Genomic DNA, 14,024 nt, shown 5'->3' with positions numbered 1-14,024 from the left:
GAGGCAGGCAAACAGATGAGCAGGAACCCGGCCATTGAAAATATATATGCTTTATCCCCTCTGCAGCAGGGTATTCTGTTCCACTCGATCGGGAATGCGGAGAACGGCGCTTACTATGAGAGCCTGGATATGACGTTCCTCGGGGAGGTGGACGTGCCCCGCTTCGAGCAGGCTATGAATGGGCTCATCCGCAGGTACGAAGTGCTGCGCACCGCCTTCCTCTACGAGGATTTGGCCAAACCCCGGCAGGTGGTGCTGAGGGAGCGGCCTTTCAATGCCCACTATGAGGATCTGACCGCCCTGGGGTCGGGAGAGCGAGAAGCCTATCTGCGCGAATGGAGCAGGAAGGATGCGGAGCGGGGCTTCAACCTGCAGCAGGACCCGCTCTTGCGGGTCTCCCTGTTCCGCGTGGGCCCCCAGGAGTACCGCTGCATGTGGAGACATCACCATATCATCCTGGACGGCTGGTGCCTCGGCATCCTGTTCCGTGAGCTTCTAGATACTTATGCGTCCCTGAAGGAAGGGGGCTTGCCGTCTCTGCCCCCGGCCCCCAAGTATGCGTCCTATATCGCCTGGCTGGAGAAGCGGGATCCTGCAGAGGCCAAGGCTTATTGGCAGCCGTATGTAGAAGGATTGGATGCTCTGACAGGCCTCCCTCAATCCGAGAAAAGGGGAACAGGCTACCGGCACGAGGTGGAGGTGCTCATCTTCAGCGAGGCGGTAACGGAGCAGCTGCAGCAGCTGGCCCGCACGCACTCGGTCACGCTGAATATCGTGGTCCAGGCCTTGTGGGGCCTGCTCCTTCAAGCTTACAACGACTGCGATGACGCGGTGTTCGGGGCCGTGGTCTCCGGACGTCCCGCGCTGATTCCGGATGTGGAGAAGCTGGTCGGCCTGTGCATCAATACGATTCCCGTCCGGCTGCGGGACAGGCAGATGACCTTCGAGGAAGTGCTCCGTGCGCTGCAGGAGGCTTCCCTCGCCTCGGAACCGTACAGCACGTTCCCTCTGCATGAGATCCAGGCGCTGAACCAGGGACAGACAGCGCTGTTCGATCACCTGCTCGCCTTCGAGAATTTCCCCTTCGAAGGGGAAGTCGAACGGCTCTGTTCACCGGATGCGACCGGCTTCCGGATCACTAATGTCCTCTTCCGGGAGCAGACCAACTATAACCTGGATATCACGGTCATCCCCGGACCGCAGCTCACCATGAAGTTCAGCTATAATGCCTGCGCCTACTCCAAGGAAACCATTCTGCGCATGACCGAGCACCTCCGCCGAACCGTGGATTGGGTGCTCCGCCATCCGGACCGGCCGGTCCGTGAGCTCTGCTATGTGCCGGAAGAGGAAGCAGCCCGGCTGCTCGCATGGAACGGCCCTGCGGAAGGCATCCCCGCTGGAGAGACGATCCACGGGCTGTTCGCGAAGCAGGCAGCCCGCACGCCGGATGCCGTAGCGCTTGTGGCCGAGGATGGCGAGCTGACCTACCGGCAGCTCCAGGAGCGCACCCGCGCTCTGGCTGAGGAGCTGCGTGCCGAGGGCATCGGTGCGGGCTGCTTCGTCGGCGTGCTCGCGGAACGCTCGATCGGCATGGTCTGCGCAGCGCTCGCCGTGCTGAAGGCCGGCGCAGCCTATGTGCCGCTCGACGCCGCGCTGCCGGAGAGCCGTCTGCTGCACATCGCCGCCTCGCTTAGCATGCGGGCAGTCGCCGCCACCCCTGCGCACGGTGCGCAGGCCGTGGCCCTGCTGCAGGCATCGCCGTTCATGCACTGCGTCATGGACGCGGAGCGCCATACAGTCATCGGGCGGCAGACGGGCACAGATGAAGCGGAGGAGGGGCAGACGGCCTCTTACGCCGGTTCCGTGCCGCCATCCCGCCAGGCCGGACCGGAAGACCCGGCCTATGCGATCTTCACCTCCGGCTCCACCGGCACGCCGAAGGGCGTCATCGTCCCGCACCGCCCGGTCGTGAATCTCTTGACCTGGGTGAACGAGACCTACGCGGTCGGACCCCAGGACCGCGTCCTCTTCGTCACCTCGCTGAGCTTCGACCTCTCGGTCTACGATATCTTCGGCCTGCTCGCGGCAGGCGGCTCCGTGCGCATCGTCCCGGAGCAGGACCTGCGCAGCCCGCAGCGGCTGCTCCAGCTGCTGCAGAGCGAGCCGGTTACCCTCTGGGACTCGGCACCAGCCGCCCTGGCGCAGCTCGAGCCGTTCTTCCCGGAAGCGGCGATGGCAGCCGCCAAGCTGCGCCTCGTGCTGCTCAGCGGCGACTGGATTCCGCTGACGCTGACGCCGGCTGTGCGCCGGGTGTTTCCCGGCGCGCGCGTCATCGCGCTTGGCGGGGCGACCGAGGCCGCGGTCTGGTCGAACTTCCATGAAGTCGGGGAGATCAACCCCGACTGGACGAGCATCCCGTACGGCCGGCCCATCCGGGGAGCCCGTTACTATGTGCTCGACAGCCGCGGGCAGCTGTGCCCGGTTGGCGTACCCGGCGAGCTCTATATCGGCGGCGAATGCCTCGCAGCCGGCTATGCCGGAGACCCATCGCTGACGGCGGAGCGCTTCGTCCCGGACCCATACGGGTTGTACCCGGGCGCCCGGATGTACCGGACCGGTGACCGGGCCCGGTGGCGTGCCGGCGGCTGGCTCGAATTCCTCGGCCGGGCGGACCACCAGGTGAAGATCCGCGGGTACCGCATCGAGCCGGGCGAGATCCAGGCCGCGCTGCTCGCTCACCCGGAGATCACCGCAGCCGTGGTGACGGCCAGGGAGAGCGGGGCAGGGGAGCGGGCGCTGTGCGCCTACCTCGTCTCGGAGCGGGAACTGCCGGTCATCGAGATCCGCGAGTTCCTCGGAAGCCGCCTGCCGGGGTATATGATTCCTTCGCACTTCGTCCGTCTCCCTGCCATGCCGGTGACGGCCAATGGCAAGCTCGATGTGAAGGCGCTGCCTGCACCGCCGGCGGAAGTGCTGACCGGTGCACCGTATGAGGCGCCCCGCAGCGGAGCGGAGGAGCTGCTCGCGGGCCTGTGGCAGGAGGTGCTGCAGGTGGAGAAGGTGGGCGTCCACGATCCGTTCTTCTCCCTCGGCGGCGATTCGATCAAGGCGATCCAGGTGATGTCGAGACTGCATAAGCACGGTCTCCGGCTCGATGTGCGGGACTTCTTCCAGTATCCGACGATTGCCGGACTGAGCCTGCATCTGCAGGCGGAATCTTCCACGGCCCCGCAGGAAGAGATCTCAGGGGATAGCGCCCTGACGCCGGTACAGAAGTGGTTCTTCGACAGACTGGGCCGCGAAGCGCACTTCAACCAGAGCGTGATGCTATACCGTAAGGATGGCTTCCGGGAGGAGGCCGTACGCAGCGTGCTCGCCGCACTGGTCGCACACCATGACGCGCTGCGTCTGGTATTCCCGGCCGGCAGGACCGAGGGACGCCCAGCGGTGCACCGCCCGTCGACCGAAGCCGGCTTCACCCTGGAATGCCTGGACCTGACCGTCTCCGGCGGGAGCCTCTTGGAAAGCCGGATCGAAGCCGAATGCTCCCGCATTCAGGCCGGCATGGACCTGGAGCGCGGACCGCTTGTACGCCTCGGTCTGTTCCATACGGGGGAGGGGGACCATCTGCTGTTCGCGGTGCATCATCTCGTGATCGACGGCGTATCCTGGCGCATCTTGCTTGAGGATTTCCTCACCTTATACAGCGGGGTGAACGCAGGGCTGTCCGCCGGGTCCCTGCTGCCGCCGAAGACCCATCCGCTGCGCGACTGGGCCGCCGGGCTGGAGCGGTATGCGTTCAGCGCCGGGCTGCTGCAGGAAAAAAGCCACTGGAGAGAGCTCGAGCGCGGGGCGCAGATCAGACTACCCAAGGAAGAAACCGGAGAGACGGGACGGCGCACCATGCGGCTCACCTGGCCGCCGGACCTCATCCGGAAGCTGCTGCAGGAGGCAGGGCGAGTGTATAACGCGGATATGGACATCCTGCTGCTGACCGCGCTCTCCCTGACGCTCGAAGAGGAATGGGGCCTGCCCGGGGCAGCGGTCCAGCTGGAAGGCCACGGGCGGGAAGACCTGCTCCCGGAGCTCAACGTCACCCGGACGGTCGGCTGGTTCACTTCCATGTATCCCGTAAGGCTCCCCATGGACAAGGGGGACGGGCTCAGCAGGCGAATCAAGTCCGTCAAGGAAAGCCTGCGGCAGGTTCCCCGCAGAGGGACCGGGTATGGAGTACTGAAATACCTGTCGCCGGCCGCCCACCGGGAGGATCTCGCGTTCTCCCTCGAACCCGAAATCAGCTTCAACTATATGGGGGACTATCAGCAGCGCCTGGATGCCGAAGGGACGGAGTTCTCTCCCCTGAGCGGAGGCAGCTCATTCACCCCCGGCATGCCGCTCCTGTACGTCTGGAATCTGAATGCCCACCTGGAGCAGGAGGCGCTGGTCCTGGATCTGGAATACGACGCGGGGCTCCATCGCAGTGCAACCATGGAGCGTATCGCCGGCCGCCTTCACGGGCAGCTCGCCCGGTTGGCCGGCCACTGTGAGGGCATACGGGAGAGTGAGCATACACCGACCGACTTCGCTTATCAAAATCTCGGGCTGGATGAACTGGATGAGCTTCTGGATGAAGTAGCCGCCGGCTTGATTGAAGAGGAGTAATACCTGAATGGATACCGGATTAGCTACGATTCAAATGGGGCTTGTGATCATCTTCCTCTTGTCGGCGGTCATGAAGCTGAGGGATCTGTCCGCTTTCCTTCAGCTCGCAGCCGACTATGAAGTGCTGCCCCGGCGGCTGTCAGCCGTGTATGGCGTATTGACGCCTTTTCTCGAGATCGCAGGCGCCCTCATGCTGCTCTTTCCCGTCACCCGGATCGCGGGGGCCTCGCTGCTGCTCGCCCTGCTCGCCAGCTTCGGCGGCGCCGTACTCGCCGTGATCCTCAGCGGACGCGAGGTCTCCTGCGGATGCTACGGGAAATGGATGGAATCCAAAGCGGATGGCTTCACACTTGTGAAGATCGTGCTGCTGCTTCTGCTGCTTGTTACGCTGCTGCTGTTCCCGGAGGAAGCCATGCGCCTCAGCTGGCCCTCCATCACGCTGGGGCTGCTCCTCGCACTGGTGTTTTTCCTCCTGCAGATGATCTGGAATTATTATCAGGAGAACATGAAGCTTTTTTAGAGCGAAAGCATGAAACGGTTTTAACCAAATTCCCAACACGCTAGGGGGGTATCCCATGAATTCATTTTTGTTTTATTCCGTGATCGCTTTATGGCTGCTGCAGATTCCCATCATTTTCTTCCTCGTCGTCATGATCCGCTCGCTGAATGTGGTCTATATGCAGGCCATGTCGAACGCCGGCATTCGTGAAGGCGGAGAGCTGCCGGCATTCGAGGCCAAGTCGATGACTTCCGGCCGCACCCTCACCAAGGAGAGCCTATCCGGCAAGCCTACGCTGATCGGCTTCGTGGCGCCAGGCTGCAAACGCTGCAAGGCGATGCTGCCGCACTGGAATGCCGCCTACGCGAAGTACCACGACCAGGTTAATTTTGTCCTGATCGGCTACGGCAGCGCGGCGAAGTTCGAAGCGATGCTCCGAACCCATCCGGTCCAAGGGGAGCTGCTTCCAGGCAAAGAGCTGTTCGAGCTCATGCGTTCCAAGCTCGCGGCCTTCGCTTACTACGCGGACGCGGATGGCCGGGTACGCCGCAAGGGACTCTGCGAGAATATGGAGGATCTGCGGGGGCTGCTCGACGCCGATGCGCTTGACGTCAGCCATGCCGAGCCCAAGCCGCAGTACCCGGGCTCCGTCGCCGTGACGTCCGCGGGATAATCTATCCCATTTGGGATATGGAGCCCATCGCGCTCTTTCGCTATGCTTGGAATGAAAATGTGGAATGCTGCGAATAAGCAGCGATCGAACCTCCGGGAGGCTAACTTCGGTATGCAGGATGTGATCATCATTGGTTCAGGCCTGGGAGGGCTTGTGACCGGCGCTTACTTGTCCATGGAAGGCAGCAATAACGTAACCGTATTGGAGAGGCACTACGTCCACGGGGGGTTCGCCACCTCCTTCCGCCGCAGGCCCTGGGAGTTCGATGTCTCCCTGCACTGTTTGAGCGGACTTGCCGAAGGGGGCAGGGTGGGGCAAATCTTCAAAGAACTGGGCCTGTTCGAGAGGGTGGAGTTCCACCGGGCCGAGAACCTGTACCGCGCGGTATTCCCGGAGCATGATCTCTCCGTGTCCGGCGATCTGCCCGCTTACCGGGATACCCTGCACCGCTTGTTCCCGCAGGAGAGCGAGGCCATCGACGGCTTCTTCCGCACCTGCGCCGACATACGGGAAGAGATGATTCACTACCATTCCCGCAAACCTTCAACCATCATCGCTTACAAGGATTGCTCCCTGCAGGAGATGATGGAACGCTTCACCGCATCGAAGGAGCTGCAGAGCATGCTGGCCCAGTTCTGGGTCTACTTCGGACTTCAGCCGTCCGAGCTGTCCGCGGTCTACTTCGCGTACGCCTGGACCGATTACCATCACTTCGGCGGCTACTACCCGCAGGGGCGGTCCCAGCGGATCTCCGATGCGCTGAAGAGCATCATCGAGGAGAACGGCGGCCGGGTCATCACCCGGGAGGAAGTCGAAGAGATCTCGGTCGGGGGAGGCCGGGTGGACGGCGTGCGGACGAAGCGGGGGAATCACTATCCGGCGGATCTCGTGATCTCCAATATTCACCCGGGCCAGACCCTCTCGCGGATCTCCGACCCGGGCACCGTGCCCGCTGCCTACCGGGACAAGGTCCGCAGGCTCCAGCCCAGCTATTCGTGCCTTCAGGCTTACCTCATCATGCGGGGGAGTCTGCGCGAAGAATACGGCGAGACGCACCACGAGATTTTCCTCAATCCGTCCTACGACCTCAATACGATCGGGGAAACGATCCGGGCGGAACAGTACGAAGCGATGCCTCTATGCATCACGGCATACGAGAATATCGCTCCCGGCTATCAGCCGCAGCCCGTGACGACCTTGACCGTGATGCAGCTGTGCGGGGCAGAGGGCTGGACCGGGCTGGACGATGCAGCCTATAAAGCGAAGAAAGAACAGTTTCTCGCCCTGTATCTGGAGCGGCTGGAATCGCTGTATCCGGGCATCAGCGGCCGGATGGAGCATATGGAGCTGGCCACGCCGCGGACGGTGGTCCGGTATACGAATCATCCGCAGGGGGCCATCTACGGAGCAGCCCCTACGGTAGAGCAGGCGCTCACCAAGGGATTGTCGCAGACCACGCCGATCGAAGGACTGTATCTGGTCGGCGCCTGGAGCCGTCCGGGAGCGGGCTACAGCGGCGTGGTCTCGGGCGGACATAATCTGGCCAAGCAGCTGATGGGCGTGCGGGTCTAAGGGAGACATAATCGTGCATACGGACCGATGTTATTTGGTTACCGGGGGAACCCGGGGAATCGGCAGAGCGGTGACGGAGGAGCTCCTGCGCTCCGGGGCCCGGGTCGCCTTCACCTACCGCAGCAGCAGTGAGGCCGCAGAGGAGCTCAAGGCCCGGTACGGGGACCAGGTGCTGGCTATCCAAGCGGATGCGGAAGACCTGCAGCAGGCTCGCGATGCGGTGACTCACGTCAGGGAAGCCTTCGGCGCGCTGGACGGCCTGGTCATCAATGCGGGGATCACCCGGGACAAGCCCCTGTTCCTGATGCAGGAAGAGGAATGGGACGAAGTCCTGCGTATCAATCTCAAGGGTACATACAATTACGCCCGTGCGGCCATCTACGATTTTGTGAAGCAAAAAGCCGGCCGGATCGTCTGCATGACGTCGGTGAGCGGCCTGTCGGGCAGCGCCGGGCAGACCAACTATTCCGCCGCCAAGGCGGGGCAGATCGGCTTCGTCCGCTCCCTGTCCAAGGAAACCGCCCGGTACGGGATCACGGTCAATGCCGTGGCCCCCGGCTATATCGAGACGGACATGTGGGAGGCTATGAAAGAGGAAGCAAGGAATCAGGCACTCTCGTCCATTCCTATGGGAAAAGCGGGGAGGGCGGAGGACGTGGCCCATGCCGTCAGCTTCCTCCTGTCCCCGCGTGCCGGCTATGTGACCGGCACGGTCCTGGTCGTGGACGGAGGGCTCAGCTCTTAGAAGACCCGCCCGCAGCGGAAGTCATTAACCAAATGGAGGAATGCAGCGTGACACACGAAGAAGTAAAGAGCCAGCTTAGGGAAATCATCGCGGACCTGGTAGAGATCAACGAGTTTGCGGACAGCGACGACTTTAACCGGGACCTCGGCATCGATTCCATGATGACCATCGAGATTATTGCGCAGATCGAGCGTAAGATGAACATCGTCATTCCAGAATCCGCCCTGCCCGAATTCGTAGATCTCGAACGCACGGCGAACCGGATCTATGAACTGCTTGCGGATCAGAGCGGCGCCCCGGCAGCTTCGGCTTCCATCATAGCGTGAGCGGTACGTCCATGAAACGGCGGATTGCCGTCACCGGTCTCGGCGTGCTGTCCCCCGCAGGCTCGGGGAAAGTGAAGTTCTGGCAAGCGATCACCCGGGGCGAACAAGGCATCGGCGAGATCCAGGCCTTCGACACCTCGGTGTTCACGGTCAGCCGGGGCGGTGAGGTGACAGATCTGGACCCGGCTGCTCTGCTGCAAGTCATTGACCCGTCCGGCATCTCCCGGACCTCCCGGCTCGCTGCGGCGGCCGCTAGAATGGCCGCTGACGATGCCCGGCTCGAGGACGCCGGTTACCCGGCGGAACGGCTCGGCGTCTGCATCGGTACGACCATGGGCAACCACACCATCCTTGAACAGCAGCATGACGAGGAGCTCAGCGGCGTCATGCCGGATGAGCGGCTCGGCGCCCATTATCCGTACTCCTGCATCTCGTCGGCGGTGTCCGAGGAACTCGGCTGCGAAGGCCCCAGCTTCCTGATTCCTACCGCATGCGCGGCAGGCAACTATGCCATTGCATGGGGCAAGGAGCTTATCGAAGACGGTATCCTGGATGCGGCGATCGTCGGCGGCTCCGACGCGCTCTCGCGAACCTGCTTCGCCATGTTCCACCGGCTTGGGGCCATTGCGCCTGAGCGCTGTCGGCCCTTCGATCTGGACCGCGAAGGGATGATGGTCAGCGAAGGGGCGGCCGCGCTGATCCTGGAAGACCTGGATCGGGCGAGGGAGAGGGGCGCCGTCATCTATGCGGAGCTGCTCGGGTACGGTCTGTCCTGCGACGCCAGCCATGCAACGGCCCCTCATCCGGAAGGGCTCGGCGCCATGCTGGCCATGAACCGGGCGATGGAGGATGCGGGAGTGGAGCCCGCCGACATCTCTTATATCTCCGCCCACGGCACGGGAACCCGCGCCAACGACTCCACCGAGTCGGCCGCTGTCAGGCGGACCTTCGGCCCCCTGGCGGAGACCCTCCCAGTAAGCTCGATCAAATCGATGCTCGGCCATACGATGGGAGCCGCCAGCGCCATCGAGGCGGTCGCCTGCGCACTGGCCGTCCATCACGGCGTGATCCCGCCAACGATGAATGTGGAGACGCCCGACCCGGACTGCGTGCCGAATACGGTCGCCGGCTCGGCGCAGAGCATGCCGGTATCCGTGGCTATGAGCAATGCCTTCGCCTTCGGAGGCAATATCTCGACGATCCTGCTGGGAGGTGCTTCCGAATGAACAAAGAGACAGACGATGTGGTGATCACGGGAATGGGTACCGTATCTTCCTTCGGCTTGAACAGCGATGCGTTATGGGACGCGATCCAAAACGGCCGCTACAATCCCGGTGATGAAGACGCCGAGAGCGGTCACCGCACGATCCGCGTGCGCCCGGAAGACTTGGTGCCGGTGCTCGGCACCAAGGGGCTGCGGTTCGTCCATCGGGCCTCCCGCTTCCTGCTCGCCGCAGCAGCGGCGGCTGTAGAGGAGGCGGGACTGCCGTCCGGCGGGGTGGATCCCGACCGGTTCGGCATCGTGGTCGGAAGCAACTATGCGAACCTGCATACCGCCGATCTGTACGACCGGACGCTGCTGACGGAAGGTCCCCGCGCGGTATCCGCTATGGAAGCGCCGAATCTGCTCGTCAATGCACCGGCCGCCCTGCTGGCGATCCGGCTGCAGGCGAGGGCCTGCAACACGACGATCTCGACCGGAGCCTGCGCGGGGCTCGATGCCCTTGGCTATGCAATGACCCTCCTGCGCAGAGGCAAAGCGGATTGTATCCTCGTCGGCGGCACGGAGGAACTCAGCCGGCAGCTGCTCGGGATCTATACGATGGCCGGAGCGCTGCCTGCCGTTCCCTCCGAAGAAACCGGCAGGCCTTTCGACGCCTTCAGCCGGGGGATCACCCCCGGCGAAGGAGCCGTCGCCGTCATGCTGGAGCGGCGTTCCTTCGCGGAGGGGCGCGGAGCCCGGATCCAGGCGCAGCTGGCTTCCTGGACCTCCGGCTGTGCCGCGGGCCGGACGGCAGCTAAGCGGGAGCATAGCTTGACGCGGGTGGTCGGCGAAGCGCTGGGCAAGGCCGAGGCGGACCTGCGCGAGGTGGGACTCGTGGTCTCCGGCGCCGGCGGGCTGGCTGCACTGGACGGGCCGGAAGCCGAGGCGCTGCATTCCCTCTTCGGCGGCATGCAGACGCCGGTCTGCGCTGTCAAAGGGGTCACCGGCGAGACCGGCGGTGCAGGCGGCTTGTTCCAGCTCTTCGCGGCTGTGCGGTCGCAGGTCTCCGGGATCGTCCCAGCTACAGCCGGTGCCCGGGTGACGGTCCCGGCTCTGCCGCCGATGGGCCTCTCGGTACAGCCGGCGCGGAGGGAGAGCGGCGGCCGGCGGCCGGCTGTGCTGACCGCGCAGGATCTCTCCGGCACCGTCAGCGCGGTGGTGATCCGCTAGCCGGCTGTACCGAACGGAAGGGAATGAAGTATAAGCCATGGCTGTGCGGGAGGACAAAAAGGAACGGATTATCGAAAGCGCGGTAGCCATTTTTGCAGAAAACGGGTACTACAAGACGACGACCGGCCAAATCGCCAAAGCGGCCGGCGTCACGCAGCCGTATGTATTCCATTTTTTTGCGAACAAGGAAGAACTGTTCAAAGCGGTCATCGGCAGGGCCTGCTCCCGAATCAAAGAAGCCTTCGCCGGGGTGGATGAAACGCCGGAGCGGCTGAAGCATGCGATGGGCTGCGTATTCAACCGGATAATGGAGGCCCACCGCAGCGAAATCTTGCTAGCGATGCAGGCTCATGCCGTAGCGGAGCCAAAGATCCGGGAGCATGTCAGAAGGCAATACCGGATGATCCACGATACGGTGGCCGCGAAGTTTGAGGAAGCGGGCGTCGAGCGGGCGCAGGCGGAGGCCAGCCGATTCGTCGGTGTCGGCTTTGTGATTGCGATCTCTGATGTCATGGAGATGCCGGAGCTGGGTGCCTTCCATGATTCCCATGAGGAAGAGGAAGCCTGCGGCAAGGTGAACACAGTAGGTGGCTGAAGGAATGCGGTCCGCGAATAGATTATGGATTCGTAAGGAAGAGTGGCCCGGCTGAGGGCTGCTCTTTTTATTTACATATTTAATTTTATGTAAACATTGATCGAATCCAATAGGGGCCCAAAATATAAATGCATGATTTGGGAGCTGATCGGGAGAATAACTGTACAGTCCCCCCAAATGAAGTTAAAGGAAGATTCATTAGCGCGGAAGGCGCGACGACGGCCCCTCACTGGCGGATACGCTACGGTTCCGTCGACAACCATACGTCTCTAGTGCCAAGAGAAGAATTCTTCATTACCACTAAAGTTCGGATTTCCAACGCTGGTTATAATAAAGCAAAATCATCCATTCAGGAATCCATGAACAAACTCCAGATCGACTATATCGACATGGTCCTGATCCATCAACCATTTCATGATTACTATGGAACGTACCGTGCGATGGAGGAACTTTATAAAGAAGGTAAAATCAGGGCGATCGGGATTAGCAACTTCTATCCGGATAGATATGTCGATCTGGTGGAATTCAGCCTGATTGGCGGTAGCATGGGCGTATTGAGCGCGTAAGATACTAAAAAACAATTCTTTACCGATCGTTCTCAATATGTTATATTGAACTCGGGAGGGAGCCCAATGGCGAGAAGCAAGGAGTTTGATGAGAATGCGGTCTTGGATAAAGCGATGCGGCTCTTTTGGGAACAGGGTTACGAGAAGACATCCATGACCGATTTGGTTGAGCATATGGGTATCCATCGAAGAAGCTTGTATGACACTTTTGGCGACAAGCACAATCTGTTTCTGAAAGCGATGGATCGTTTTGACGACAAAATCAGTGCCGCGCTTGCAGGAGGCGTTAAACGCTCCAAAACGGCAGCGGAAGCGCTTCAGTTTATTTTTGGATTCATGATTGCCGGAGAAGAGGACTCTCCTGCCGGCTGCTTAATGGTGAATTCGGCCGTGGAATTGGCCATGCGCGATGACGAGGTTAACACGAAGTCTACCAAATCGTTCAGGACAACAGAGCAGCTTCTCAAGGAAATTATTCTTTGGGGGCAGCGGGACGGTGATTTCACCTCGGAATATGATGCCGGGGAATTGGCGGAATATCTGCATAATGTATGGGTTGGCTTGAGGGTAATTGCAAAAACCTCGGCTGCCAAAGAAAAACTTCATCGTATAGCTAACATATCGATGAAATTATTAGAAACTTAATAGCATTAGAATGAAATGATAGTCAGTGCATGTATGCAGGAGTCATCCTTCTGCATAGGCTATTCTTTATAAGATAGCTGCTACTGCGCTTATTTTAGAATGATCGTTCTCAATAAGAATAAAGAAGATCACTGGCGCATGGAAAAGACACAGTAACAGAGTAGAAGAGCATTTTCATGCGATTTGTAGAATGATCGTTCTCAAATGATGAGACAAAAGATTACAACACACATTGAAACAAGGCTATTTACCCAAATTCCAACCCTAAAAGGAGCACATGAAAATGAATATTTCCGAGCAAACTGCATTGATTACCGGCGCAAACCGAGGCTTTGGCCGCCACCTGGCGCAAGAACTTCTGTCCAGAGGGGCTAAGGTTTATGGGGGGGCAAGAAATCCGGATTCCATTGATATTCCGGGTGTAATACCAGTACAGCTTGATATTACCAACCCTCAAGAGGTAGCCGCAGCTGCTATGGCCGCTAAGGATGTCACGCTTCTCATCAACAATGCAGGCTCGTCTACCGGCGCTTCCTTGCTTGACGGCGACCTCGATCAAATCCAATTGGAGTTGAATACGCACTTCTTTGGCACGCTTTCTATGATTCGCGCCTTCGCACCCATTCTTGCAAACCATGGCGGCGGGTCCATTTTGAATATTCTTTCTGTATTATCTTGGGTCAGCATCGGAAGCGCAGGCGCCTATACGGCGGCAAAGGCGGCAGAGTGGGCACTGACGAACGAGCTGCGCTTGCATCTGTATCCTCAAGGTGTGAGAGTAGCTGGCTTGCATGTGGGCTTCATGGATACGGACATGACCTCAGGCATTGAAGCTCCCAAGGTCAACCCGGCGGATATCGCCAAAATTGCTATTGATGGTCTAGAGTCCGACAGCTTAGAAATTGTTGCCGATGACTTGAGCCGCGAGGTCCAAAGAGCTCTGGCCGATGGTGTGACAGCGATATATCCACAGCTCTCCTAATACAAATGGATAAACTAACTAACGATATAGGTGGTTCCAAGATGAACAAAACGGTACTCATCACGGGTGAGCCCTGGCGGGATTGGCAAAGAGCTGGCGGATCGTTTTGCCAAAAACGGATAGGTTTTGGGTGCTGGTAGCTCGTAACGAAGACAAGCTCGCAGAGCTCGCGAAGGAATATCGGGAAAGCTGCCGCGTCCAAGTGACGGTCTTCGCCAAGGATCTAGCCTTGCCTGGTATGACCCGTGCCTTCAGATCCGCACAGGGCAAAGTGGAGAGATGAGCGAATGGAGGCAGCGGCCTCCTGAATTAGAGTGAGCTAACC

Annotated in this window: 11 protein-coding genes and 1 pseudogene; all 12 read left to right on the top strand. The window is 60.5% G+C overall.

Annotated elements, in window-relative coordinates:
- Positions 1-15: 15 nt before the first annotated feature.
- Complete coding sequence (locus tag O9H32_RS08210) at positions 16-4,662, top strand: non-ribosomal peptide synthetase (protein WP_269865472.1); 4,647 nt, start codon at positions 16-18, stop codon at positions 4,660-4,662.
- A 7-nt stretch (positions 4,663-4,669) separates the two neighbouring features.
- Positions 4,670-5,182, top strand: a complete 513-nt coding sequence (locus O9H32_RS08205) for a MauE/DoxX family redox-associated membrane protein (RefSeq protein WP_269865471.1) — start codon at positions 4,670-4,672, stop codon at positions 5,180-5,182.
- A gap of 55 nt (positions 5,183-5,237) precedes the next feature.
- On the top strand, positions 5,238-5,834 hold the full coding sequence (locus O9H32_RS08200) for a TlpA family protein disulfide reductase (protein WP_269865470.1): 597 nt from the start codon (positions 5,238-5,240) through the stop codon (positions 5,832-5,834).
- Between the two features lie 51 nt (positions 5,835-5,885).
- Positions 5,886-7,406 (top strand): phytoene desaturase family protein, encoded by a 1,521-nt coding sequence (locus O9H32_RS08195; protein ID WP_269865469.1) that lies wholly within the window; start codon positions 5,886-5,888, stop codon positions 7,404-7,406.
- Between the two features lie 13 nt (positions 7,407-7,419).
- Positions 7,420-8,151 carry a 3-oxoacyl-ACP reductase FabG gene (gene fabG, locus O9H32_RS08190; protein ID WP_269865468.1) on the top strand — a complete coding sequence of 244 codons (732 nt, stop codon included), beginning with the start codon at positions 7,420-7,422 and terminating at the stop codon, positions 8,149-8,151.
- Positions 8,152-8,198: 47 nt separating this feature from the next.
- Positions 8,199-8,477, top strand: a complete 279-nt coding sequence (locus tag O9H32_RS08185) for an acyl carrier protein (RefSeq protein WP_269865467.1) — start codon at positions 8,199-8,201, stop codon at positions 8,475-8,477.
- 11 nt (positions 8,478-8,488) lie between these two features.
- Positions 8,489-9,703, top strand: coding sequence for a beta-ketoacyl-[acyl-carrier-protein] synthase family protein (locus tag O9H32_RS08180; protein WP_269865466.1), 1,215 nt, complete (start codon positions 8,489-8,491; stop codon positions 9,701-9,703).
- Positions 9,700-10,911, top strand: a complete 1,212-nt coding sequence (locus O9H32_RS08175) for a beta-ketoacyl synthase N-terminal-like domain-containing protein (protein ID WP_269865465.1) — start codon at positions 9,700-9,702, stop codon at positions 10,909-10,911. The genes O9H32_RS08180 and O9H32_RS08175 overlap by 4 nt, the downstream gene beginning before the upstream one ends.
- Before the next feature lie 37 nt (positions 10,912-10,948).
- Positions 10,949-11,506, top strand: coding sequence for a TetR/AcrR family transcriptional regulator (locus O9H32_RS08170; RefSeq protein WP_269865464.1), 558 nt, complete (start codon positions 10,949-10,951; stop codon positions 11,504-11,506).
- 272 nt (positions 11,507-11,778) lie between these two features.
- Positions 11,779-12,027, top strand: a pseudogene (locus tag O9H32_RS08165) (aldo/keto reductase); the annotation flags it as partial.
- A gap of 111 nt (positions 12,028-12,138) precedes the next feature.
- Positions 12,139-12,717, top strand: a complete 579-nt coding sequence (locus tag O9H32_RS08160; protein WP_269865463.1) for a TetR/AcrR family transcriptional regulator — start codon at positions 12,139-12,141, stop codon at positions 12,715-12,717.
- Between the two features lie 283 nt (positions 12,718-13,000).
- Positions 13,001-13,699 (top strand): SDR family oxidoreductase, encoded by a 699-nt coding sequence (locus tag O9H32_RS08155; RefSeq protein WP_269865462.1) that lies wholly within the window; start codon positions 13,001-13,003, stop codon positions 13,697-13,699.
- The last annotated feature ends 325 nt before the right edge of the window (positions 13,700-14,024 follow it).

It is taken from the genome of Paenibacillus caseinilyticus (assembly GCF_027533645.1).
Classification (GTDB): Bacteria; Bacillota; Bacilli; order Paenibacillales; family NBRC-103111; genus Paenibacillus_G; species Paenibacillus_G caseinilyticus.
Note: the sequence above shows the minus strand (reverse complement) of the source record. Positions and strands in the feature narration are given on the sequence as shown.